19 protein-coding genes are annotated in these 25,484 nt (G+C 67.8%); 11 read left to right on the top strand and 8 right to left on the bottom strand.

The features are described 5' to 3' along the window. Window positions 1-13 precede the first annotated feature (13 nt). The 10 genes from BG90_RS24055 to BG90_RS24010 are packed head-to-tail and all read left to right on the top strand — an operon-like array spanning window position 14 to window position 15,603. The gene (locus tag BG90_RS24055) at window positions 14-2,998 is read left to right on the top strand and encodes a type VI secretion system Vgr family protein (RefSeq protein WP_010119484.1); all 2,985 of its coding nucleotides are present in this window, start codon (window positions 14-16) and stop codon (window positions 2,996-2,998) included. A 25-nt stretch (window positions 2,999-3,023) separates the two neighbouring features. After that, window positions 3,024-5,573 carry a type VI secretion system accessory protein TagAB-5 gene (locus tag BG90_RS24050; protein ID WP_010119486.1) on the top strand — a complete coding sequence of 850 codons (2,550 nt, stop codon included), beginning with the start codon at window positions 3,024-3,026 and terminating at the stop codon, window positions 5,571-5,573. 8 nt (window positions 5,574-5,581) lie between these two features. Continuing rightward, entirely contained in the window at window positions 5,582-6,646 is a 1,065-nt protein-coding gene (gene tagB-5 / locus BG90_RS24045; RefSeq protein WP_010119488.1) for a type VI secretion system accessory protein TagB-5, read from the top strand. Next, on the top strand, window positions 6,625-7,389 hold the full coding sequence (locus tag BG90_RS24040; RefSeq protein WP_045568418.1) for a DUF3540 domain-containing protein: 765 nt from the start codon (window positions 6,625-6,627) through the stop codon (window positions 7,387-7,389). Before tagB-5 ends, BG90_RS24040 begins: the two co-directional genes overlap by 22 nt. A gap of 28 nt (window positions 7,390-7,417) precedes the next feature. Further along, window positions 7,418-7,810 carry a DUF4150 domain-containing protein gene (locus tag BG90_RS24035; RefSeq protein WP_010109470.1) on the top strand — a complete coding sequence of 131 codons (393 nt, stop codon included), beginning with the start codon at window positions 7,418-7,420 and terminating at the stop codon, window positions 7,808-7,810. 9 nt (window positions 7,811-7,819) lie between these two features. After that, window positions 7,820-8,539, top strand: coding sequence for a type VI secretion system lipoprotein TssJ (gene tssJ / locus BG90_RS24030; RefSeq protein WP_010119493.1), 720 nt, complete (start codon window positions 7,820-7,822; stop codon window positions 8,537-8,539). Between the two features lie 23 nt (window positions 8,540-8,562). Beyond that, window positions 8,563-9,960, top strand: a complete 1,398-nt coding sequence (tssK, locus tag BG90_RS24025; protein WP_010119495.1) for a type VI secretion system baseplate subunit TssK — start codon at window positions 8,563-8,565, stop codon at window positions 9,958-9,960. Further along, a complete protein-coding gene (locus tag BG90_RS24020) occupies window positions 9,957-10,655 on the top strand; it encodes a DotU family type IV/VI secretion system protein (protein ID WP_010119497.1) in 699 nt (232 codons plus the stop codon). The genes tssK and BG90_RS24020 overlap by 4 nt, the downstream gene beginning before the upstream one ends. Window positions 10,656-10,666: 11 nt before the next feature. Next, window positions 10,667-14,365, top strand: a complete 3,699-nt coding sequence (locus tag BG90_RS24015; protein WP_045568554.1) for a type VI secretion protein IcmF/TssM N-terminal domain-containing protein — start codon at window positions 10,667-10,669, stop codon at window positions 14,363-14,365. Between the two features lie 59 nt (window positions 14,366-14,424). After that, complete coding sequence (locus BG90_RS24010) at window positions 14,425-15,603, top strand: Ig-like domain-containing protein (protein ID WP_010119502.1); 1,179 nt, start codon at window positions 14,425-14,427, stop codon at window positions 15,601-15,603. On the opposite strand, the gene BG90_RS24005 is transcribed toward BG90_RS24010, so the two are convergent. The 5 genes from BG90_RS24005 to bopA all read right to left on the bottom strand — a co-directional run bounded on the left by BG90_RS24005 (window position 15,594) and on the right by bopA (window position 20,664). Then, complete coding sequence (locus tag BG90_RS24005) at window positions 15,594-16,649, bottom strand: AraC family transcriptional regulator (RefSeq protein WP_010109477.1); 1,056 nt, start codon at window positions 16,647-16,649, stop codon at window positions 15,594-15,596. The genes BG90_RS24010 and BG90_RS24005 overlap by 10 nt on opposite strands. Window positions 16,650-16,961: 312 nt before the next feature. Then, window positions 16,962-17,420: a hypothetical protein gene (locus BG90_RS24000; protein WP_010119506.1), complete on the bottom strand. Its 459-nt coding sequence runs from the start codon at window positions 17,418-17,420 to the stop codon at window positions 16,962-16,964. Window positions 17,421-17,674: 254 nt separating this feature from the next. Further along, window positions 17,675-18,346: a LuxR C-terminal-related transcriptional regulator gene (locus BG90_RS23995; RefSeq protein ID WP_025990300.1), complete on the bottom strand. Its 672-nt coding sequence runs from the start codon at window positions 18,344-18,346 to the stop codon at window positions 17,675-17,677. Between the two features lie 217 nt (window positions 18,347-18,563). Further along, window positions 18,564-19,016, bottom strand: a complete 453-nt coding sequence (sicP, locus tag BG90_RS23990; protein ID WP_045568417.1) for a chaperone SicP — start codon at window positions 19,014-19,016, stop codon at window positions 18,564-18,566. Window positions 19,017-19,101: 85 nt separating this feature from the next. Next, window positions 19,102-20,664, bottom strand: a complete 1,563-nt coding sequence (gene bopA, locus BG90_RS23985) for an autophagy evasion T3SS effector BopA (RefSeq protein WP_010119519.1) — start codon at window positions 20,662-20,664, stop codon at window positions 19,102-19,104. Window positions 20,665-21,274: 610 nt separating this feature from the next. Here bopA and BG90_RS23980 point away from each other — a divergent pair. Then, window positions 21,275-22,060, top strand: coding sequence for a type III secretion system protein (locus tag BG90_RS23980; protein ID WP_010119521.1), 786 nt, complete (start codon window positions 21,275-21,277; stop codon window positions 22,058-22,060). Window positions 22,061-22,390: 330 nt separating this feature from the next. Here BG90_RS23980 and BG90_RS23975 read toward each other — a convergent pair whose 3' ends face one another. From BG90_RS23975 to BG90_RS36250, 3 genes are read right to left on the bottom strand one after another with little or no spacing between them, the layout of a single operon-like run. Next, on the bottom strand, window positions 22,391-22,945 hold the full coding sequence (locus BG90_RS23975; RefSeq protein WP_010119523.1) for a lytic transglycosylase domain-containing protein: 555 nt from the start codon (window positions 22,943-22,945) through the stop codon (window positions 22,391-22,393). Next, window positions 22,942-23,223, bottom strand: a complete 282-nt coding sequence (gene bapB / locus BG90_RS23970; RefSeq protein ID WP_010109488.1) for a T3SS-associated acyl carrier protein BapB — start codon at window positions 23,221-23,223, stop codon at window positions 22,942-22,944. Before bapB ends, BG90_RS23975 begins: the two co-directional genes overlap by 4 nt. Further along, on the bottom strand, window positions 23,220-25,427 hold the full coding sequence (locus BG90_RS36250) for a hypothetical protein (protein WP_025990301.1): 2,208 nt from the start codon (window positions 25,425-25,427) through the stop codon (window positions 23,220-23,222). Before BG90_RS36250 ends, bapB begins: the two co-directional genes overlap by 4 nt. Between the last annotated feature and the right edge of the window lie 57 nt (window positions 25,428-25,484).

Raw genomic sequence — 25,484 nt, 5'->3', positions numbered from 1 at the left:
CCAGGAGTTCCCGATGTCTTCGTCCCACCCACAGATTGCCGACGCGGCGTCCGCGAACGCGCGGCGCTTCGCATTCGTCAGCGACGCGTACGGCGAAACGACGTTTGAAGTCGTCGACATGACCGGACGCGAGGCGATCTCGCAACTGTACCGATTCGATCTGACGCTCATCAGCGCGGAGCCGCAAATCGACTTCGCAAAGATGCTGAGCCGCTCAGCGACGCTGACGATCCGCCCGGCGTATGGCAACGCCAACACGACGCGTTATTCCGGTGTGCTCGCCGAGTTCGAGCAGTTGAACGGCTTTCGCGACCGTACCGTCTATCGTGCGGTGCTCGTGCCGCGCCTGTGGCGGCTGTCGCAGTACAGGGTGTCCGACGTCTACCTGAACGAGCAGACGATTCCCGACATCGTGAAAAAGGTGCTGCGCGCCGCGTCGTTCGGCAGCCGCGACTACCGGTTCCGGCACGGCGGCGGCTATCGGAAGCGCAGCTTCGTTTGCCAGTACGACGAAAGCCATCTCGATTTCGTGTCGCGCTGGATGGAAAAGGAAGGCATCTATTACTACTTCGAGCAGGACGGCGCGCGCGATACGCTCGTGATCGTCGACGAGCGCCGCCATCAGCCGGGCCCGGCCGACGATCTCGCACTCCGCTACCTGCCCCCGACGGATTTCGACACGGGCATCGACGCCAACCGCGTGCAGGCGTTCGCGTGCCGCGTGAAGCCGCTGCCGCGCGAAGTCGTGCTACGCGATTTCAATCACCGAAAAGCGGAGCTGCCGCTCGAAGTCCGCGAGAGCGTGTCGCGCGACGGCGTCGGCGAATTAGTGTCGAGCGATGACCATTTCCATACGAAGGAAGAGGGCCGGCGCTATGCGAAGCTACGTGCCGAGGCGCTGACATGCGAAGGCCGCCGGTTCGTCGGCGAAGCGACCGCGACCGGTCTGCGCGCAGGCCGCTACATCGCGCTCTCGGGCCACTATCGCGCGGATTTCGACGGCCGATATCTGGTGACGGCGGTCACACATCGCGGCTCGCAGGCGCGCCTGTTGTTTCCTGATCTCGACGCGCCCTTCGGCGTGACGTCGGACGACATCGTTTACCGCAGCGAATTCGACGCCATTCCCGCGGACGTCCAGTACCGGCCACCGCGCATGACTCCGAAGCCGCGAGCGGCGGGCGTCGTCAGCGCGATCGTCGATGGCGAGGGCGGCGGCAAGCTCGCCGAGCTCGACGAATACGGGCAGTACAAAGTGCGCTTTCCGTTCGCGCATACCGCCCATCCGGCTAATAAGGGCTCCGCGCGGATCCGGATGGCAACGCCGTATTCGGGCCGCGACCGCGGCATGCATTTGCCGCTTCTGAAACAAACCGAGGTGAAGATCGCATTCGACGGCGGCGATCCCGACCGCCCCGTCATCGTCGGCGCGGTGCCCAATTCGTCGCACGGCAGCGTCGTGACGCGCAAAAATCCGGCCGCGCACCGGATCGTGACCGAACACAACCAGCTCTACATGAAGGACGGCAGCGACGCGGCGACGTGGCTGCATGCGCCGAACAACCATATCGGCATCGGCGCGGTCGGGCCGGGTGGCGGGCTCGCGCTTCTCACGTCCGGCAATAAGTTCGATTTCTCGCTCGGCAACGCGTACCGCTTCTCGGGCGGCCTCAAATGCACGGTGTCGATGGGCGGCAACACCGACGTCTACGTCGGCGTGCGTAACAGTCTCGACGTCAGCGCGAATTTCCTGACGACGCTGCAAGGCAACCTGCGCTGGATGTTGCCCGGCAGCCGGACCTGCGAGATCAACGACAGCGCGTCGACGCTGCTGCAAACGCTCCACAAGCAGTCCGCAACGCACGCGATCCGGCTGTCCGCGGGGCAGGATGCATCCGCGTTGCTGCAAAAGCAGCTCGACAAGCTCAAAGGCACGGTGCGCAAGTTCATGATCGTATCGGGCCTCGCGAATGCCGGATCCGCGGCCGCGGCCGCGGGTCTCATCAAGGGCAGCCGCGCAATCGCCGATCTGCCATGGGCGGGCTTCGGCGTGTCCGCCGCGCAGTTCGCCGGTGTGACCGCCGTCAGCACCGGGTTGATGGCGACGTCGCGTACGCTGCTCGCGAACATCGCAAAGCTGCAGGCGGCGCTACCACCCGTCGCCGACCTGTCGCTCGGCAAGCACGGCATCGCCCTCGCCGCGAAGAACCTGACGCACGCGACCCGGATGTCGCTGACCGTCGACGGCGTCACGTGGTCGACGCATGGCAAGGGGCCGGGCGCGGCCGACGTCGCGATGAGCGTCGGAAAAGGCCGTTGGGGCGTCGAATCGGCGAAACATGCACACGTCCACGCGAACGACTCGCTGCTGTTCGCGGTACCGGCCGATCCGGTGACCAAGCTCGACCTCAAGGAACTGATCGGGCTGCGTCAGGATCTCGACGCGTGTCTGAAGGACATCGCCGATCTCGACGCCGACATCGCGGAGCACCAAGTACTGTCGACCGATCAGAACGCGTTCGGCGTGAGCGCACTCGTGCCGACGCCACCGTCGCCGGCCGACGCAGTCGCGGCGGTCGCGATCAAGGCCAAGGAGGCGAAGCTCGTCGAGCTGAACGCAAAGCAGAAGCTGGTCGCGCTGAAGATCGACAACCTGCAGCAAAAATTCGTGAAGCACGTCAAGAGCCTGAGCGCCGTGCGGATGAGCGCATCCGACGCGGAGCTCGGCTTCAAGGGCAACCGGCTCGTCGCGACGGCCGACGGCATCACGCTCGCGCACGCGCAGGGCAAGGCGAAGCTCGACGTCCATGAAACGAAGATAGGCGTCGAAGCGGGTAAATCGAGCGTCGAGGTCGACGAAGGCAAGATCGCGGCCGACTGCGGCTCGGCGGCGCTCAAGCTCGGCAGCGACGGCGCGATCGACGCGCGTGCGACGAACCTCAAGCTGAGCGGCAGCGCGTCGGTGAAGATCGATGGCCAACTGATCCAGCTCGGCTGACCTGCTCACTCGTACGCATTCCTTCATGAAAATCGTCAAACCCGATACGCTCGCACTGCTCTACCGGACACTACGCTTCGAAGGCGTCGACCGGCTGTCGATCGGCGCGCTCGCGCTCTTTCCGCTGCGCACTGACGCGCCCGTCGGCCCCGATGACCTCGCGACCGAGACGGAGCTCTGGCAAGTCGCGCAACAGATGCTCGACGGACATGCACCGCTTGACGAAGGCTTTCCGAAGCCGGCGAGTGAATTTCTCGTCTACGGCGACGTGCATGCGCCTGCGTGCGAACGCGGCGCGCGCGCGTCGATCGCGGTACGCGCACGCATCGGTGCGACGTGCAAGGAGCGGCTCGTCGATGTGCGAGCGTCCGCGCCGCTTGCCGATTTCCGCGCATTGCTGGCGTCGGATCGCGAGCGCGCGCGCCATCTTGGACCATTGGACGCGCGCTGGCAGGCGCGTCACTGGCCCCATCTCCCCGCCGGCACACGCGCCGAGTACTTCCACTCAGCGCCGCGCGACCAACGGATCGCCGGATTCTGGCGCGGCGGCGAGAACATCGAGCTCGTCAACATGCATGCGGATCGGCCGATCGTCGCGGGCGCGCTGCCGCGCGTGCGGGCGCGCTGCTTCGTCGAGCGCTCGGTCGGCGGCGTCGCGCGCGTCGACACGTGTCCGATGCGCGCGGAAACCGTCTGGCTGTTCCCCGGCGCGGTCTGCGGAATCGTCCTGTATCGCGCGCTCGCTGCGATCGACGACGAAGACGGCGATGATGTCGTGCGCGTGATCGCCGGCTGGGAAAGCGCCGATGCTCCTCCGCTGGCCGATGATGCTTACATCGGCCGGCCAATGACCGAAGACCGGCGTCCGCTCGCGAACGCCGCCGCGCTAGCCGCAAGCGTCGACGATGAAGCGCGCGCCGATACCGGCCGCGACATGGACTCTGCGCCGGCCGCGTCGGCCTCGTACGCGGAACCGCCTGCACCGGAATTGTCCGGGCTGAAACGGGATGCGGCGGCACTCGCCGCGCAAACCGACGCACTGCTCGCCGAGCACGGCGTGACGGAGGCCGATATCGCACGGCTGCTGCCCGCGCGCGTCGCACCCACCGACCTGAACCTAGACGAACTGGCCGCGCTAGCGGCGGAACTCGACGCGCAGATCGAGCAATGGCAAACCCAGTGTGGCGCATCAGCGGCGGCCGGCGAGCAAAGCGCTACCCCGCCGTCGTCATCGTCTCCCGGGTCGCCGGAATCGGACGACGCATCGCTCGTCGAACTATTCCGGCAAGCCGACGCGGAAGCCCGCGCACTCGTCGAGCATCACGGCTTATCGCGCGCGCAGGTGCAGGCGGCCGCGCACGGCCAACCCCAGCTCGCCGCGCTCGCGGACGCGCTCGATGCACTCGACACGCCCGATACGCCGCTTGACTTCGACGCACTGACAGCTGGCCTCGCGGCCCTCGGCGACCGTGAGGCGATCGCACCGGATGTGCTGGCCGTCCCCGAACGGCCGCCCGCCAATCAACTCGTCAATGTCGCACTAGCGTTCCCCGCGAGCCCGCTTACGCGCGAGCGGGTCATCGAACGCCACGCCCGCGGGCTCGGCTTCGCCGGCCTCGATCTGAGCGACCTGGATCTCTCGTCGGCAGCGCTCGAACACGCGGATTTCCGCGATTCGCACCTCGAGCGAACCTGCTTCGCCGGCTGTAGGCTGGCTGGCGCGTCGTTCGAACGCGCGCTGCTGCCGCATGCGGACTTCTCGAACGCAGACCTTTGCGAGGCGACGCTCGTACACGCGTCCGCGCCCGGCGCATCGTTCCAAGGTGCCACGCTCGACCGCGCGCGCCTCGACCATGCCGACTTCACCCACTGCGACTTCACGCGTGCGTCGCTCGTCGAAAGCCGTTGCACGGGAGCGCAATTCGATGAAAGCGCGATGCCCGGGCTTACCGCCACGCGACTCGACGGCGCGCACACGAGCTTTGCCGGTTGCGCACTTGACGCCGCTGATTTCACGTCCGCGCGCTTGCCGCGCGCGAACTTCCAGCACGCGACGCTTACGGACGCAACGTTCGCGTCGGCGCAATGTGACGGCGTCGAATGGCACGCCGCGCAAGCGCCCCATGCTCGGTTTAACTCGGCATCACTGCGCGGTTCGCGCGCTGACGCGTCGACGTCGTTCCGGCAGGCCGACCTGAGCAGCGCGGCGCTCGACGATGCGAACTGGGACGGCGCGAACCTGAGTTACGCGAATCTGCACAAGGCGACGCTCGATCGCGCGAGCCTCGTTCGCGCGATCGCGAGCGGCACGCAACTGACCCTGACGAGCGCGCGGCGCACCGATCTGGCGAAGGCCGATCTATCACACGCGGACATGCGCTTCTCGAACCTGTTCGGCGCATCGCTACGCCGCACGCGGCTCGACGGCGCGCAACTGCAATCGAGCAATCTGTACGGCGCCGATTGCTACGGCACGGCGCTCGGCCGATCACAGTTCGACGGCGCGAACGTCGAACGAACGCTGCTTGACGTGCCGGGCCGCCTCTCCCCAGACACCGACGGCCGATCCATTTGACGACATCGATGTCCGACATCCTTCAGGCCGCGCTTGCCGCTCTCGCCGACACCCGCACGCTATCCGGCGTCGATCTTTCGCATGCCGATCTTTCGCGGCGCGATCTGTCCGGCTGCACGTTCGACCGCGTGATCTTGCGCGGCGCGAACCTCTCGGCCTCACAGCTCGACACGACGTGCTGGCTACATTGCGACCTGACGGGCGCACGCGTCGACGGCGCGACACTCGGCGGATCGAGCTGGCACGAGGTCGCGCTGCACGCCGCGAGCCTGCGCGCGACGACGGGCGCCGCGTTCGCGATGACAGACGCCGATCTCGCCGAAGCGACGCTAGCCGACGCGCTTTGGGCGCGCTCGACGTTCGAGCGCTGCGACCTCGCCGCCGCACAGTGCGCCGGGGCAAAGCTGCTGCGTTGCGAAGCCGTCGATTGCCGCTTCGAGCACACTGACTTCGCGAACGCTGAACTCGAGCGCTTCGCGGCGATGCACGCCGACCTGTCGAGCGCGCGCTTCGACGCCACGCGTCTGACGAACGCGCTCCTCACGAATGCGGATCTGCGCGGGCAACGCTTCGACCACTGCGACCTGACAATGACGCATTTCAACGGCGCGAAGCTGTCCGGCAGCGATTTCAGCGGCGCATCGCTCGTGCAGACGATGTTCTTCGATGCCGACCTCGAGCGCGCAACGCTCGCGGGTGCGCGCGGCCGCCATGTGCGCTTCGCGGACGCGACGCTCGTCGGCGCCGATCTCTCCGGCGCGGCGTTCGACGAGACAGATTTCGCACGCGCCCGCTTGTCGTCGGCGAACGCGCGGGGGCTGCGCGCGCGGATGTCGCTCTTCGCGCATGCCGATTGCGCGGATGCGACGCTCGCGGGCGGCAGCTTCGTTTACTGCGATTTCTCGCACGCGAAGCTGTCGCGCGCCGACTGCACCGACGCCGATTTCTCGCATGCGAACCTACACGCCGTCGACGATCGCGCCGCCCGCTGGGACGGCACACGCAAGACAGGCGCGCGCCCGACCGACCCCACACTCGCGCAGGCCGAACGATGGACCGCGCCCGAACGATAACGCCCAGCTCTTACGCATCGATGATGAACGTTCCTTCCTCCGCCGCTCAGTCGGCTTCGCCGCTTCCGCCCGTCGACGCCCCGCGCGTACTCGACGCCGGCGCGACGTTGCGTGCGTCGCACGTGACTGGCCGCGTCGGCGACTGGCTGCTGCTCGACGACCCAGTCGGCCGCGCGCGACGCGCCGACGGCTGCGTGCTCGCACCCGACATCGGCGACAGCGTGCTGATCTGGGCGTGCGCGAACGCACGCGCGGGCGCTGCCGACGACACATCCGGCGCGCCGTCCGCTTACGTACTCACGGTGCTTGCACGCGCCGGCGCGCCCCACGCCGCGCTCGCGCTGCCGGGCGGCGTCGTGTTCGAAACCGGCATCGACGGACTTCGCATCGACGCGCCGCACATCGCGCTCGCGGCGCGCGACCGGATCGACGCCCGCGCGGCGCGTGTCGATCTGAGCGCGCATCGCGCATGCGTGCGCGCCGCGCATCTCGACGCGCGCGCGCAGTCGATAGACGGCCGCGCGCACGACGTGCGGCTCGTTGCGCGCCGCTTCACGTCGACGATCGGCCGCGCGCTGCACACGCTTGGCCATTGCTTTCGCCGCGTGCGGGGCGTCGACGACACGCGCGCGAGTCGAGTGCGCTGGCAGATCGACGAGCGCGCGCACCTGCACGCGCGTGACGTCACGCTGCTCGCCGACCGTCACGTCGGCATCGATGGCGAACGCATCGACCTCGGCTGATTTTCTCTTCTTGATTCGGAGTTCAAACATGTTTGTCGTCACCACCGCGTCCGGCCTGTGCATGAGCCCCGCCGACGTCTGCAAAACGCCGACGCCGACGGGCCCGGTTCCCGTCCCGTATCCGAACACCGGCGCGCCGATGATGGGCTCTTCGATCACGACGAAAGTACTCGTCTGCGGAATGCCCGCGCTCACCAAGAAATCGACGATTCCGATGACGAACGGCGACCAGCCTGGCACCGTCGGCGGCGTGATGTCCGGAAAGATCATGGGCAAAGTCGAATTCGCGGCGGGCAGCGCGAAGATCAAGTTCGAAGGCAGCCCCGTCGTGCGGCTTTCGACGCCGACGAAGCACAACGATGGCAATGCGACCGGCGCCGTGCTGCAACCGAGCCAGCAAAAAGTGATGGCGATGAGCTGAGGATTCGACATGAACGATCAACAGATTTCCGCGCTGACGACGGCGCGCCGCCTCGCGGCGCGCGCGTGCGCCGTCGCCGCATTCTCCGCGTTGGCGGGCTGTGCAGCGGGCGTTACCGAAGAGCAGGCGCGCGCCGACGTGCGATGGGACTACATGCCCGACGCGCTGCGTATCGATATCGATGCGTCGCCACGGCTGAACGAATACCTGAACGCGCCGCACACGCTGCTGCTCACGATTTTCCAGACCGCGGACGCGCAAGCGTTCCGCAACCTCGCCGACGATCCGGACCGGCTGCGCGCAACGCTCGCGGCGGGCGGGACGGCTACAGGCGTCATTCAGACCACACGCTACGTCGTTTCGCCGGGCGCACGCGTCGCGCTATCGATCGATCGCGCGCAGCAGGCCCGCTACATCGGCATCGTCGCCGGCTACTACGACGCTGACGGCCCACGCTCCATGCGGCTCTACGACGTCCCGTTGCAAATCGACAAGCGCGGCTGGTTCTCGCCCACCTATCGCGCCGCGCCGCGGATGCTCGAACTGAAGCTGCGGCTCGGCGCGCAGAGCATCACCGACGCGCGCGAAACGCGCCTGAGGCTGCCGCCACCCGGCGCGCGCGCATGGACGCTGCTCGACTGCGGCGCGAAGTCGCTAACGCTGCCGCCCGACGACACAGGCGAAGACAAGCACGGCAGCGACGCGACCGGTGCGCGGCGCAAGCAATGATTCACGAACCCGAAACGTACGACATGGAAAACGTCTATTGGCATCAGGGCATGCTCCTGCAGCCGCAACACTTTCAACTGGCCGAACTGCAGCAGCAGTTCCGCGCCGAGCCGTGGCTCGCGTCCGGCCCCCCGCACTTCTGGGGCGTCGGCGCGCTTTCGCTCGCGGAAGCCGCGATCGACAATCGCGTGGTCGAGATCCGCTCCGCGCACCTGCTGTTTTCCGACCGCAGTTACGTCGAGTACCCGGGCAATGCGGTCATCGCTGCGCGTGCGTTCGATCCCGCGTGGCTCGACGACGGCCGGGCGCTCGTCGCTCATGTCGCGCTAAAGCGGCTCGCGCGGGGCGCGAACAACGTGACGGTCGCAGCCGCCGCCGACGCGCTGCCGAGCGCGGCGACGCGCTACGCAACGCTGCCGTCCGCCGACGACGTCGGCGATCTCTACTCGGACCACCCGCCCGCGCCGGTGCGCACGCTCAAGCACGTGCTGAAGATCGTCTTCGAGCACGAACTCGACGCGCTCTCCGGGCACGAGACGATCCCGTTCGCGCGCATCGTGCGCGACGGTGAGCGTCTACGGCTCGACAACGAATTCGTGCCGCCTTGCTACGCGCTGTCCGGCTCGCGCGGACTGCTCGACCGAATCCACTGCATTCGCGACGAGCTCGCGGGCCGCGCGCGGAGGCTGCAGCAGTACAAAAGTCCGCGCGAAATGCAGCATGCCGAATTCGACGCGAGCTACATGACGCTCCTGCTCGCGCTGCGCTCGCTGAACCGCTTCGGCCCGCTGCTGTTCCATTTCGCTGAATGCGATCGGCTACATCCGTGGACGATCTTCGGTGCGCTTCGGCAACTCATCGGCGAACTGAGCGCGTTCTCCGAGCGCTTCAATATGCTCGGCGAAACGCTCGACGCGAGCGGCGGCTTGCCGCCGTACGACCATCGCGATCTGGGCACCTGCTTCTCGCGGGCGCACGCGCTGATCGTCCATCTGCTCGACGAGATCGCGGTCGGCCCCGACTGCGTCGCGACGTTCGAACCCGACGGACCGCGCCAGCCCGCGCAGTGGTCCACACAACTGCCCCCCGACGTCTTTGGCGACCGCCATCTGTTCTATCTGGTGATCCGCAGCGAGCATGATCCGGACACGGTCGCGCAGCGCTTTCTGCACGGCAGCCGTATTGCCGCGATCGACGAGATGCCCCAACTCACCGCACTCGCGCTGCCGGGTGTCGAACTGACCCGCCTGCCCTGCGCACCGCAGCGGCTGCCGCGCTGCAGCGGCACGCAGTACTTTCGGATCGAGCAGACCGGCCGCCAGTGGGATGCAATCAGGCGCGATGGGCGCGTGTCGTTGCGCTGGCACGACGCGCCGGACGACCTGCAAGCGGAACTCGCCGCAGTGAGGCACGTATCATGAAACTGTCCGATTCGATGATGCCGCTCGTCGCATACGCGCGGCAGTTCACGCAACACCCACGCGGCGACGCCGCTGAAGTTGCGCTGCGGTTTGACATTCTGATCGATGGCGCGCGCGATCACGCGGCGTGCGCCGGCGCATCCGAAACCGACGTCGACGATGCGCTGTTCGCCGTTTGCGCATGGATCGACGAAGCGTTACTGAACAGCGGCTGGGACGACGCCGATCGGTGGACGTTGCGACTTCTGCAGAAACGCTACTTTGGCACGTCGCACGCAGGCGTCGAATTCTTTGAGCGCATCGAAACGCTCGACGGCGAGCGCGCAGACGTGCTGGAGGTCTTTCTCCTTTGCCTGCGGCTCGGCTTTCGCGGCCGATACGGCTACGACGGCGACAGCAGACCGCTCGAAGCGATCCAGCGACGCGCGATCGAAGCACTGTCGGCGGAAGCGGCCTCGCGCGCCGACGGCGAACCGCCGTTTCCAGCCGCCTATACAGGCATCGAGTCTCAGGCCACGGTGGCAAAAGCGCGCGCGCACCGCCGTATCGGATTCGCGGGCCTGAACGTCGGATTGCCGCTCGCGATCCTCTTGTCGCTTTATTTGATCTATCACATCGTCATCGCGCGGATGGTCGACTCGGTGCTTCCCATCATCGTGCGGATGATCGACTCGGAACTCCCCGGATTGCAATGAAGATCATCGGCATGGTAATCGCGCGCATCGCCGCGTTGGTCGCACTCGCCGCGTTCAGTTGGGCAACCGCGCTCTATTTCGACTGGCCGCTGTGGTGCGCGCCCGCCACGTTCTGCGCGGCGCTCGCCGGATGGCTCCTGATCCGGGTCGCGCGCCGCGCATTGCGCGCCGTGCGCGCACGCGGGCAATTGGCGCGACTCGACGCGTCCGAGCGCCTGCCTACCGATCTCGAGACGCCGGAAAAGCGCGTCGCCACGCGTTGGCAGGCGTCGCTCACAGCGCTCGAGCGCGCTGTGCCCGCCCCTGGCCTGCTTGGTCGTCCGCGGGACGCCCTGCCATGGTATCTCGTGATCGGCCGCTCCGGCTCAGGCAAGACCACCGCGCTGACCCGCGCGCGTGTCGCATCGCCACTGCGGCGCGCGTGCCGCGATGCGCTCATCGAACCGACCGAGGATTGCGATTGGTGGTGTTTCGACGACGCGGTCGTACTGGATCTCGCAGGCCGCTTCACCGAGCCCGACGCGACGGACGCCGACCGGCAAGAATGGAGCGCGATCCTTGATCGGCTCGGCCGCGCGCGCGCGCGCAAAGGCATCAATGGCGTCGTCGTCGCGATCGATGCGCCGCGCCTCATCGAAGCCGATCGCGACGCGCTGACGATCGACGGCTGCGCCATCCGCGAACGGCTCGAGCACCTGATCCGGTTGTTCGACCAGCGCTTCCCGGTCTACGTGCTTGTCACCCAGTGCGACCGGCTCTACGGCTTCGAGGAATGGAGCGCGCAACTTGCGCCGCAAGACCGTGAGCGCGCGTTCGGCTATCTCGGCGATCACGACGCGAACGCATTCATCTCGCACGCATTCGACAGCCTCGACGCGCGTCTGAGCGTGCTGCGTACCGCGCTAACGGCGCGCGGCGAGCCGCCTTCGCCACGCACGCTAATGCTGCAGCACGAACTAGCGCGCCTGCGGCCCGCGCTCGACGCGTTCACGCGCGCGGCGTTCGGCCCGAACGTCTATCAGGAGACGCCGCATCTGCGCGGTCTGCTGTTCGCGAGCGGCCGACAGACAGGCGGCGCGCATTCGCTGACGCTGCCCGACTGGCTCGACGCTGCGCCCGCGCGCAGGCCCGACGACGCCGGCCTGTTCCTGCACGACGTGTTCGCACGCGTGCTGCCGAGCGATCGTGACGCGTCGCGCCCCGTCGAGCGGCCGAGCCGCTCGCGGCTGACGCTGCGGCGTCTCGCTCTGGGCGCGTGGCTGCTCGCGTGTGTCGCGATCGGGCTGCTGATGACCGCGTCGTTCGTCGGCGACGTGCGGACCGTCGAGCTGGTCCGCCGCGACTATCCCGCGCATACGCGCTTCGCAGGCGAGCTCCGGCGCGATGCGGCAACGCTGGAGCGGATTGGCCGCGTGATCGGCGACGTCGAGCAGCGCGACAATCGGCCGTTCGTGCGCACGATCGCCGGTGCCACGCCCGTCGGCAGGCTTGAAGCGGAACTCAAGCGCCGCTACGTCGCGCATTATCGACGGTCGATCGAGCCTTCCGCCGACCGGCTGTTCTTCGGTGAGCCGGACGATGCGGGCGACGCGCGCGCGGACGGCGGTGGCGATGTCGCCGCGCGCATCCGCAATCTGGTCCGCTACGTGAACCTGATGCAGGCGCGCCAGCGCGGCGCGGACCGCGAGACGCTCGTGCGAATGCCCGCGCTGAAGATCGCCCGTGCACCGAACGAAGACGATGCAGACGGCGCACGCGATCGTGACGATGAACCGTCGCCGCGCATCGACGCACTCGTCGTCGACCAAATTGCCTGGAGCGCACCGGACGACGGCGCGCTCGCAGCTCGCATCGCGGCCGCGCAGGCGCAGCTCGAACGGCTCGCGTACCGCGATCCCAACGGCGCATGGCTGCTCGACGTGCCCGACACGTCAACGCCGCACGACGTGACGCTTGCCGACTTCTGGCCGGCCGCTGCGGCGCGCGCGCTGCCTCCCGCGCTGCGCGACGTGCGGGTGTCAGCCGCGCTGACGGCTGCGCATCGTCCGGCGATCGACGCGTTCCTCGACGAGATGGCTCAGGCCGTCGCGAACCAGCCCAAGTTCGCGTTCCATCGCAACGCGTTCGACGCGTGGTATCGCGCGCAGCGAATTGACGCATGGCGCGACTTCGTCGCTCGCTTCCCGCAAGGCGAGCAATTGTTGACGACAGAAGCGCAGTGGCGCGTGGTGATCGACCGAATTCCCGACCGCCGCGATCCGTTCGCGGCGCTGCTTGCGCGCGTCACGCGTGAATTCGAATCCGCGCACGACGATGCGCTGCCACCGTGGCTGCGGTTCGTCCGGATGGCATCACGCATGCTCGCGCCCGTATGGGCGCCCAAGCCAAACAGCGGCCTCGGCGCGCTGCTCGGCTCGATTTCGCGCAGCGGTGGCCGGGCGTTGCGCGAAACGCTCGGCGGCGCGCCCGCGCAAGGCCGGTTGACGCTCGAGCGCGACGCCGCGCTGCGCGACGCGCTCGTCGACTATGATCGGCGCGTCGCCGCACTCGCCGTCGACGCGCTCGCGGGCACAGGCGCCGCCTACCGACTCGCAGCCGACTTCCACGGGTTCGGCGCCGATGCGTCCGTCGAAGCGTCCGCGATGCGGGCAGCCGACGACGCGCTACGGGGCGTCAAGCAGCTCGCAAGCGATCGCGATGTCGGCGGCGACGTTGTCTGGAGCCTCATCGGCGGCCCACTGCATGCGGTGTTCGGGTATGTCGAGCAGCAGGCGTCTTGCGCACTGCAAAGCGACTGGGAACGCGATGTGCTGTGGCCGCTCAAGCGCGCGGCGACGCAAGACGACGAGGACGACCGGCTGTACGGCCCGCAAGGAGCGATCTGGGCGTTCGTCAACGGTCCCGCGAAGCCGTTCGTGCGCGTCGGCGCGGCGCGTGCGTCGGTGGTCGACACGCTCGGCTACCGATTGCCGTTCACCGACACGTTCCTGCCGCTCCTCGACGACGCGGCCGCCCGGCGCGTCGCGCAAACGCGGCGCGACGCCGAGCGGCACGCGCAACAGCAAGCAGCGGCGGAACTCGACGAGCAAATCGCTTCGCTCGGCCGACAGATCGACGCGCTCCACGCGCAGACGATGCGCATCGGGATCGTCGCGCAGCCAACCGACGTGAATCCGGATGCGCAGGCGAAGCCGTTCGAGACGACGCTGACACTGCAATGCGCACCGCAAGCGCGCACGCTGACGAACTACAACTTCCGCGTATCCGAGCAAATCGATTGGCGGCCCGATCAATGCGGCGACGCGACGTTACGCATCGCGCTCGGTGGCGTCACGCTCGTGCGTCGCTATACAGGGGCGCTCGGCGTCGCGCGCTTCGTCCAGGATTTCCGCTACGGCGTGCGCCGTTTCACGCCCGGTGATTTTCCCGACGCGAAAGCCCAGCTCGAACGCCTCGGCGTGCGCTACATCGATGTGCGATACGACTTCTCCGGACAGGACGCGCTGCTCGCGCAAATCGACCGGATCGACGCACTCGAACAGACGCGCCGCGACAACATCGCGCGCCAGCGGCGCAACACGATTCGGCAGAACGACGAACCGGCCGCGAGCGCCGCGGCATCCGCGGCGGGCGTCGCACTGCCTCCCCGCATCGGAGCGTGCTGGGGCGGCTCGGCGCGCGGCGGACGAAACGCCGGACAAGGCGCGTGATCCGCCGTCCCTTGCGAACCAGCGGCGCGCGCAGCGCCGCTTATTCATCGAACCCGTTCATGTCCTACTTCGATCTTGTCATGATGAAACGCACTTCGACACACCCTGACCATCCCAACGCGCCGCGTTCGGCGCATCATCTCGTCCGCTCGCCCCGTACCGGCTCGGCCACGACGCGCCGTCGCCCGTACGGCGTCAGCGCGGCGATCGCGCTAGCCGTCGCGTCGTTCGCCGGATGCGGCGGAGGCGACGATTCGAACCAGGCCGCCACGAGCGCGCTCGCGCCGCCGACCGTGCAACTCTCGTATCCGGCGCAACCAACGGCGCCGCAGCCGAATGCGCCCGCCGCACCCGCGACGCCAACAACACCGCCCGCTGTCGTATCCGCCGGCGTCGCGCCGACGCACGCGGCATTGCGCCGTCCAACGATCGTGCTCGAATTCGATCGTGCGATCGAGCCGCGCTCGGTCAGCAACATCGCGCTACACGACGGAAATCGCGCGAGCGTTGCCATCGGCCCGTTGTCGTGGCTGAGCGATCGCCGGCTCACTTTCGCGCCACTCGTGCCGCTCAATTCGAACAGCCGTTACGAAATCGTACTGCCGACCGGGATCGAGAGCGTGACGGGAGAGCGGTCGGCGCACCGCATGACGGCCAGCTTCGACACTGCGCCGACCACACCGCCGCGCGGTTTGTCGAACCTCGGCAACACGTGCTTCATCAATGCGGCGCTGCAGTTGGCCGTCCATTCGACAGCACTCGACGACATCCTGTCGAATGCCGCCGTCGATTCCGACGTTCGCGCGCTGCTCGACCGTTATGACGCCGCGACAGCCAGCGAACTAGACGAACGGTGGCGAGCAGCCGTCGCCGCGCTGCGCGCGCTGCCGTCGTTTAACGGCAACGGTCCGGGATACACATCAGATGTATTGGCGGCGCTGCAGATGCCGCTGTATCAGGCAGATGACGCCGACGCAATACGCTACGCGCCGCCGACAGCAAAGGCGTTCCGTCTGACCGGCATGCCGCTCAGCTACGCGGCGCTGCCGAACCATGACCGCCTCGTCGCGTTCGACTACAGCACGGGCGGCCATTACATCGCCTATGTGAAGCGGGATTCGATCTGGTACCGCGTCGACGACGGCCTTGTAACCGAAGTCACGGAGCAGCAGTTGTCCGCCCTGCCAGCTCATAACCACCAAAACGCCTTGGCGATCGAGTTCGCGATCTATCGCTGATCGGTCGGTGCGCGCAGCGCGTCGACGCCGTCCGCGGCGTCGAGCGACGCGGTTTGGCTGCGGCGTTCCCGCGCCGCGCGCCGCACTTCGCCGGGCGTCTTGCCGAAGCGCTGGCGAAACAGCTTGCCGAATGTCGACTGATCGGGGAAACCACACGCGTGCGCGATCTCGCCGATGCTGAGCGTGAGCCCCGCTTGCTCGAGGTAGCCGACACTGCGGTTCAACCTTGCGTCGCGAATCGCCGCCTTCACCGTCTGCGGTTCGTGGCGGAACAAACGATAAAGCTGTGTGCGCGAGCAATGGATCGCGTCGGCGATCCGGTCGGGCGTCAAGGTCTGCAAATGGAGATGCTGGCCGATGTAGCTGTACGCGGCCTGCAGACGGTCACCGCGCGCAGGCGCGGCGAGCGGTGTCCGCGCCGACAGCGCCGCCTGCAGCAGCGTGCGGCCGAGGTCGGCCGTGCGCGCAAGCACGTAATCGAGTTCGTCGGACGACAGCGCCGGGCCGTGGCCACCGATGAGCGCCAGATCGGCCGCGAGAAACGGCGCGAGCCCGCCCCTTTGCAGCGAAACCGCGGGTGGCGACGCATCCATCGCCGTTTGGCCGAGCGTCTGCCCCACCGAAGAACGCGGCAAACTGAGCGAGCTGAAACACGGCTCGTGCCAGTGCACGCGCATCGGACGGCCGCTGTCGAGCACGAACAGCTCGTTCGCGCGAAAGCGCACGTCCGGCGAGCCTGGCGCGTCGACCGCGCATTCGCCCGCGTGCAGCGCGCAGATCGTCATATACGCATCGGTCGTTGCGGCGCTCAGCCACGCTTCCGTGATCCGCGCGTCGACCGACGCGCCGCGAAAACGAACGAACCGGCCACGCTCGCAGCGGCACAGAAAGCCATTCCCATGAAACGCCCGCACCTGTTTCGCGCGCACTTCCTCGCAGTGGAACACGTGTGCGCCCCAGAAAGCCGTTCCGCGCGCGAGCGGCATATCGTCGGTGGAAAAGAACTGCAGCAGCGTGCTGCTGCCGAGCGCGTGCATCTTCGCCATGGTGAAGGTCAATGAAATAAGAGGCGCCGTGCGTGTCGCATTGCGTTGCATGTGTCGCGCGGTGTGGGTCGCGTGTCATGCAACGCAAATGTGGAACCCGCTACGTGCATCGCACGATATGCGTCGTGCGCTGTGCTGCGTGAGCGGCATGCGGTCCATCGAGATGCCCGACGAGCCCGGCCGCGTTTCCGCCACATGGTGGCAGGCTTGCGCGACATCCGCCGTCCGCTCCGCCGCGCCGCCGGCCCGCATGCGCATCCGTCCCGACGCGAGCCATCTGTCCGGCCGCGCAGCGCGGGACGCGGCGCGCGTTCAGGGCGTCGGACGCTGCGTGCGCTGAGGCAAGACCTTGTACTTTAGATCCTCGGGCCGATCGCCTTTGTGCCGATTGATCAACTCATCGAGTTTTCTCAGCTTGCGCAGTTCGGAATACACGCCACGATCCACGACGGATTTGAGCTTTTCGAGCATCTTGCCGAACTGCCCTTTCCCGTCGAGCTTCTTGCGGACCACGCAAACGTTCGCGGCAATCCGATTTTGTTTCGCACGCAACACTGGCGCGCTGATAACGCTGTTAAAGCGGATCTCCCTGAGCACATCCATTCTGATGACCTTGATTTCGCGCCTCATCGTCAAAGGTTGCTCGTCGCCGTTCCGTTTCGCATGTTCTTTGACCGAGACGTGTCGATCGTTCGAAGGCGCGAGGCGGCGCTCCAGCGACCGCTGGAGTGCGTCATTCGGATGCGTGATTGGCTGCGTGATTGACTTCATGATCTATTTCCTTGTCCTGAACATTGGCGAGCGTTCATTCTCCGCCGCAGATCGGCCCTGCACTTTCACGAATCGCTCAGCTGGCTGCGAGGCGGACGTCGCCTGCTTCATCACACGAACAGCGCGAGGCGCAAGCGCGAACGACGCCGGCGATCGCTGCGCGCTGATTCACCGCGCAGCGCGCGGGCCGCGCGCCAATCCGCCAGGATGTCCTGCGTACGCGCGATAGAACGCGAACTCGCGCCTGCCACGCGCTACATCAGCGGTGCGCACGCATTCGCATATCCGTATCGATACGCCCAATGGATCACGTTCGCGACATTGCGCGCGCCGAGCTTCTGCATCAGCCGCTGCCTATGGCAATCGACCGTCTTCTGGCTGATGTTGAGCAGCGACGCGATCTCGCGATTGCGCATCCCGTCGGCGATCAACTTCAGTATCTGCTTCTCGCGCCGCGTCAGCTTGTCGACGGGCGGCGCAAGCGTGCGGCCGCCGGCCGCCGACGCGACCCGCGCCTCGTCGAGCGACGGATCGATGTGAACGCGCCCCGCCATCACGCGCCGGACCGCCTGCACGATGCCGTCCGGGCTGCACCACTTCAGCAGATAGCCGGACGCGCCGAAGCGGATCGCATCCGCCGCGCGCGCCTCCGAGCCGAGCGCGGTGAAGACGACGAACCGCATGTCCGGATACGTGCGCAGGATCTCGCCCATCGCCGGCAGCGGATCGTCGCCCGGCAGCATCACGTCCATCAGCACGAGATCCGGGCGGTCGCGACCGCACAGATCGCTCGCCTCGGCCATGTCGATCGCGCCGCGCACGTCGATTCCCGCATACGCCTTGCCGAGCACGCCCTCGATGCCGTCGCGCACGACCGGATGACTGTCGACGACAAGTACTCTTTCACATTTTCTCTCTACGACCATAATCGCCCCCTTTGTTGCTCCGATGCATCCTGTCCCGTACGCCCGAGCGGCGCATGTGCCGTCCGCCATGCCCACGCATGCCCGTCACGGTAGCGTGCGCACATCACCGGAAAATTTCAGGTCCGTTGCGTTCGTTTCATTCGCTCGTCGTCCGGCGATCGCGGCGGCGAGCGAACGAGCCGCGCGGCGCGCCCGCGCGCCGTCCCCTCGCATTGATTCAGCCGCGCAGCGCGCGGGCCGCGCGCGGCTCCGCCGGACGGTCCCGCGCGCCGGCGTCGCAGACGCCCATCCGCTCGAACGTGTCGATCAGGCGTTCGAGGCGCGACGCGAACGCGTCGAACGCCTCGACGAATTCGTGTACGCCGAGATTCGCCGTCGCGACGCGCCCGATCAGCATCACGGCTGCCGTGTCCTCGTCGAGGCCGAGACTACCGCCGCCCGTTTCCGACAAGTCGAGATTGACGGCGAGCATCCGTTTCCAGAGTTCCGCCGGCGCATGCGCCGGGAATTCGCCGACCATTCCGTACAGCACGAGCGCATCGGGCCGGTCGCGAATCGAGATCATCAGTTGCGTGTCGAGCAGCAGGAAACACTGCCCATGCTCATCGAAGTCGAGCGGCACGCCCGCCGCTTCGCTCAGTCCGTTCAACCATTCGGTATGCGTATTCATCGTTCGAGGTTCTCCGTCTGAATCATGCGATTCGATCGATGCGCGCCGCTGTCCGAAGGGCGGCGGCGCGCGCTTCACGTGACCTTCAGGCGGCGATTGCGATCGCCATGAACGCCTCGATCTGGCCGATCATCGCGTGCGCGGTCAACATCCGCAGCGCGGATGGGACGTCCGGCGGCGGCGCGCCGAGATGCCGGCCGAGCGTCTCGACGAACACGCGCGCCTTGCGCGTCAGCGTCGCGACATCGTCGCGAGGCGACGGCGCGCAGCGCTTCATCGCATCGGCAAGATCCGCGTCCGCACGATCGCGATGCTTGCTGGATCGCCCGGCGGACAGCGCGGCGAAGTACGCGCCGATCCGGTCGACTTCGCGCGTGTGATCGTCGGGCCGCGCTTGCCGCGGCGCGTGCGCGTTTGCGTGCGCAGCGTGGCCGCGCTCGGCTTCGGGCGCGAGCGCGTCCCGCGCGGCTTGGCCGGCCGATGTCTCGCCGGCCTTCGAAAACGCACGCCATGCCTGTTGCACCGATGCGCTGCCGCCCAGCCGCTCGCAGTAGCGCGCGATATCGGTACGCAGCCGGTTCAACGTGTCGATCCTCGCCTGCACGGCCTGCGCGTATGCATGAGCGCGATTCGGGTCCTCCGAGAACCATGCGGCCGTATACGACACGAAGTGCTCGGCGCCGCCGGAGCGCAGCACGCGCAGCGCGATCGACGCGCAGTTTTCCGCCGTGCTGATCATCTGGTACTTGAGCGCGCCCGTCGACGCCGCCGCCTTCACGGTTCGCGCATCGCGCAACATCGCCACTTCGTTCAGCCCGAACAGCACGAACGCGCCCTGGCCGGTTGCGTCGCGCTTGTCGCAGTTGAACCCGATCGCCGGGAAATACACCTTGCGCGCGCTCAGCCCCCATTCGGCCTCCTTGTCCAGTTTCTGGCCGGCTCTCGGGAAAAAACGCGCGTCGTGACGCTCTTCCTGATTCGCGTATTTGTAGCCGTCCGCGAGGATCTTTCTCCTCGCCGCGTCGCCTTGGCGAAGCCTCTGCTCCGTTGCATTCGAAATCTCCGAGCGCTTGTCGATCTGATATCCGCTCAGCGTCTTTGGCTCGACACGATCGAAACCCTTGTCGCGCAAGCGCTGGTTCGGCCACCAACTGACATGCTCATACACATGCCGGCCGGCATCGGCGTGTACCTGATTCTTGATCGTCAGCGACGCGTGCCCCGGATGCTTGACGCCGCTGCATTCCCATGTCCGGAACACGATCTGCCGGGCCAGCGGTTTCGCATCTCCCGTTCCGTGAAAGTGCTCGGCGATCGACACCATGTTGCGCACGAGCCGCCGGTCGAGCGGCGCGCCGTCGCGTCGCGCGCCGTAGTCGAACGCCGCCTTGGCGCCTTCCGCGCCATATCGCTTCGACAGCGCGAGTACGAACACTTCGAGCACGCGACGGTTTTCCGTGTGAACCTGCTCGGCATAGCGCCGCACCGCGTCGCAATGCTTGAGCAGCGGGACGTGCGCGAGAAACGCGAACAGCCGCTCCTTCATGCCCAGCCTCGCGACCGATACCGCCGGGCCGCGCGCGCCGCCGCCGACGACGACACGTTCCCCGGGCCGCGCGCACGCGACGAATGCATCGACATTGATCATCAGTTCCTGCCATCGACTACGAGACATTCCGATACGGCGCTGCAACCGCACTAGCCGCCGCGCATGGCTGTCGAGCGGACCGCCGCTCGCCGTGCAAGCCGGCGCGCCCGACAGACCGCGCTTCGCTGCAACTCGACATTGACGTCGATGCTGAAGACATTCGTCCGGCGCCGCTTTCAGATTCCGCTCAGGCCGCCGCGCACATGCGGGCGCATCCGGCAAGCGGCGCAGCGTCGCGGGCGGCGCCCGCATGCGCGTCGCTCGCGATCTCCTCATGTGCGCCCCCACGCGGCGTCGATCCGTCTCTGGGCGTCACCACGAAAGCGGTTGCCGCCATCCGCGACCGTTCGCGAAGGTTCACGAGGATTCACGACGATCCGCCGCGGTTCACGCCAGCGCCGAGAGCCGCCGCGCATGGCCGCACCTCGACGCGCGTCACCGCGCGAACCCCATGCAGCCGCACATGAGCAATTTATGAAATCGGACCACGCGGCTCGCTCCCTAGAATCGAATCGATCCGGACGGCTCTGTTCGCGTGCGCGGTCGTCGAACGAAACGCGACGCGGATGCGGGCGCGCCGGATTCCGTCCCACTCAATCGAGAACACGACATGACTTACAACCCGAGAATCTATGGATTCACACGTGTCAATCAGGCGTCGTTCGACGTTCACGTCAAGCACGGCGAAGCACGGCAGCGCACGTCGTTCGCACAGCAGATCAAGCGCATCTTCAGCAAGATCGGCGATACGCTCAGGCAGCTGTTCCGCCGCGGCACGCCGGACAGCGCGCCCGCGCGGGTCAAGCTGCTGGGCGTTCGCTACGTCGGCAGCTATCGGCCCACCGGCGCCCCGAAACAGGCGATCCGGCATTTCGTCGACGAGGCGGTCAGGCAGGTCGCCAACACGCGCACCCCCGAGATCCGGCAAGATGCGGAATTCGGCCGGCAGGTCTACGAAGCGACGCTCTGCGCGATCTTCAGCGAAGCGAAGGACCGGTTCTGCATGGATCCCGCCACGCGCGAGGGCAACGTGCGGCCGGCGTTCGTCGCGGCGCTCGGCGACGCGGCGCGCGCAACCGGACTGCCCGGCGCCGACAAGCAAGGCGTGTTCACACCGAGCGGCGCCGGCACGAATCCGCTCTACACCGAGATCCGGCTGCGCGCCGATACGCTGATGGGCGCCGAGCTGGCCGCGCGCCCGGAATATCGCGAGCTTCAGTCGTATGCGCGGCAGCAGGCGATCGACCTCGTCGCGAACGCGTTGCCGGCCGGGCATTCCGGCACGCTCGCCCGCTTCCGGCAGACGGTGCAGACGCTCGACGCCACGTACCGCCGCGCGGCGGAGGAGGCATCGCGCGAGGCGAAGGGAGCGGCGGACACGGCGGGCGCCGCGTGATGAAGTAGCGTGGTCCGGATCGTCCGGCGGGTCCGCCTGGATGATCCGGATCGCAGAGTTCTCCGAGTTCTCCGAGTTCGATGACTTCGATTCACCGCCCGGACCGGCCCCGCATGTCGGCGCTCGTTCGATCACGGTTCGGTCACCTTTCAATCACCGCCCATTCGTCGAATACCGGTCGAGCATCGAGCGATGCACGACGCAGCGGAACGAGTCGCACGCCGAAGCGGCCCCCATCGGGGCACACATCGGACTGCCTGCTCGCCGGCCGCCATCGAAGCGGCCACGCGCGCGCCCGTGTCGACGCACTCGCCGCTCGCCACCGCCGTCTCACTGAACCGCCGCTTCCTCGATGACGAGCCCCCGCTCACGCGCCGGCATCGCGCGCGCCGCGCCCCGCTGCACGGCCGCCTTCCTCACCCAAGGCCGCGCGACATAGATGTTGTAAACCGAGCGCGCATACCGGTCGCTCAACGCTGGCGTGCGCGAGTGATACGCGCCGACCGCGCGCCACGTGTCGCCGTACCGGTCGATCTGCCGGCGCAGCAGCGCCGCGCCGATGCGCGCGTTGACCGACGCGTCGTACAGATGGAAACGGTCGATTCCCTGATCGCGCAGCGTCGGCAAATGCACCGAATTGATCTGCATCAGGCCGATGTCGGTCGAGCCGTCGTTGTTGCGATGCAGCGCGCGCGGATTCAGCCCCGACTCGTAATACGCGATCGAACGCAGCAGATCGGCGTTGACGCCGTAGCGCCGCGCGGCGTCGTCGATGCAGTCCGCATGCGCGACGCCGCCCGCCGACACGATGCCGATCGCGAACGCCGCGGCCACGCGCGTGACGCGCGTGCGCATGCGTGTCGCATCCGGACGGCGCGCGCTCATGCTTCGCCCGTGCCGTCCGGACCCGCGGCCGCGCCGATCAGCGCGGCGACGTCGGCTACAGTCGCGACGTCAGCGAGCCGCGCCCGATCGAGCTCGATGTTCCAGCCCTCGTCGAGCGCCATCGCGAGCTCGATCAATTCGAGCGAATCCATCGCCAGATCGTCGAGCAGCCGCTGCTCCGGCGCGATTTCCGCTTCCGGCACGCCCAGCATGCCGGCGAACAACGTCTTCGCCGCCGCGAGCGCGGCGGCGTCGTTCGGGCACGAGTCGGCCGTCATCGCTTCGCGCCTTTATCGATCGAATCGGCCCAGCCGACGCGCGTCGCGCCCTCGGTCGTCATGATTCTGGCGGCCGGCTCGACGGTCGGAAACGTCTTCGCCTTATGCTCGCCCGCTTTCGGCTTCGACAAGCCGACGTCGGGCCGCCATGCGCGCCGGGTGGTCGCGTCGGTCGGCGCGGCCTGCGCCGACGACAGCGCATCGTCGTCGTCGAGCGGATAAAGTCCCGCACGCTCCAGTTGCGCACGATTCATCTGCCGGGGATCGACGCTGCGCGTCGCCGGCGCGGACGGACGCGGCCATACGCCGTCGTCGGGCGCGACGCTCGATGCGCCGGTCGACGCAAGAGTCGACGCGACGGTCGGAGCGGCCGGCGCCGCACCCGGCGCGGACGAAGACGAGGACGACGATTCGGACGCGGCGCCCGACACGGACGCATTGCGCCGAGAACCGGCAAACGGAAGGTTCCGGCCGAAGCCTTCCGTCGACCGGAGCGCCGCATCGCCCCCCGCGCTGTCGCTCGCCCCATCCGTGACGCTTCGTTGACCGGCATCGCGCGGCGCGCGGGTATCGCCCGCTCCGGGCGTCGCGCGCGCGCCAGCGCGGCTGAACGGATCGATCCGCGTCGCGCCTTCGGTGGTCCTGACGATCGGATCGGCCCGGTCCATTTGCCACTTCTTGTCGTTGTCGTTGTACCGCCACGCGCCCGTCGGCGGCGCATCGGCTCCGACGCCCCGCTCGACGGTCGCGGGCGGCGGCGTGCGCCGGTCGGCGGACGGCTCGCTCGCCGCCGATGCCGGCGCATCGTGACGCGCGCCGTCGACCGGCGCACGCGGCGATCCGGTTTGCGATCCGGTTTGCAGCAGTCCGTTTTGCAATACGGTCGGCGATCCGGCCTGCCGATTGCCTGGTCGATCGCCATCCAGTTCGACGCGCACGTCGGGCGACGGCGAGCCCGACGTGACATTCGACGTTTGCGCGAACGACACCGGCGATTTCACGACGGTCGAGTGCCCGCCCGTCCGCTCGCGCACGGGACCGTTCGCATCGTCGGCCGGGCGCTGCGCGCGCGACGGATCGAAACCGTCCATCCGCGTCAGCAGCGCGCCTATCGTCCTGCCGAGATCGCTGACGAGCTTCTCGAGCCCGTCGAGGTTCACGTTCACGTTGTTTTCGTTATGGTTGTTGACGACGACCGGCGCGGCCGGTTGCGGCGCCGCGCCCGGCTCGGGCCCGCCTTGCGGCGCAGCCGGCTCGCCGCGAGGCGCGCGCGGTCCGCCCGGGTCGGTGGCCGGCTGCTTCAGCGAAACGTCGTTCAACAATTGATCGGTGCGCCCGAGCAACGCAAGCGCGGTGCCGGCCATGTCAACGAGATTCGTCGCGTGGCGCGCGCCGAGCGCGAACTTCATCGCGTTGTCCGCCATACTGAGCTGCGCCCTGCCGCTGTGCTGGTTCAACATCCCGTTCGTACGCACGCTCCCGTCCATCCGTCCACCGAGCCGCTCGGACACGAGCACGTCCGCCGCCGCATCGCCGCGTTCGCGCGCGCGGCCGAACATCGCGTCGGCGATGCCGTCGGCCCTCAGCAGGGAGCCGACGCGCTCGCAGAGCTTCCGATAGTGCTTGTTGTCCTCGATGCACAGATCGCGCGACATCGGGGCCGATTTCCCGCCCGACCGCGCGGCGGCCGCGAAAAACGACGCGAGCGCATCCCCGATCCCGGCAAACGCGTCTGCATGGCGCGCGTCGTCGGCCGTCAGGTGCAGCGCGTGCACGGTCAGCGCGAGATGGTCGAGCGCGCGCTGATCATGGCCGTTCAGTCGTGCGACGAGCGTCGTCAGCGCGCCGCGACGATCGCCGGCGAGTTCGCCCAGATACGCGCGCGCCTGTTCGAGCGACGTCGCGCCGTGCGATTCGCCGGTCGGTACGCCCGCCTCGCGCGGCTCGCCCGCGGGCGGCTGCTGCGGGCGCGACGACACGGTGTCGAGCTGTCGATGGAACGATTCCCGCAGTGCGGACGCGTCACCGTCGGCCGCACCGACGCGCCGCGCACCGATGTCCGGCATGCTGTGCCGGCGCGCGCTCGAAACGCGCGTCACGCCGGTCGAGAATTCGCGCTCCCGGTTAGAAGAACGGATCGCGCGGCCGGCGACCGCGGCCGGCGCGCTGTTGACGGATGAAGATCGATGAATGGATGGCGGCATGGTGAGATTTCCTCTTTTCGGTTACGCGGATCGGAGGCAATGACCGTTCGCGCCCGC

It is taken from the genome of Burkholderia oklahomensis C6786 (assembly GCF_000959365.1).
Lineage (GTDB): Bacteria > Pseudomonadota > Gammaproteobacteria > Burkholderiales > Burkholderiaceae > Burkholderia > Burkholderia oklahomensis.
The sequence above is the reverse complement of the archived record's forward strand: the minus strand, read 5'-3'. Positions and strand labels throughout refer to the sequence as shown.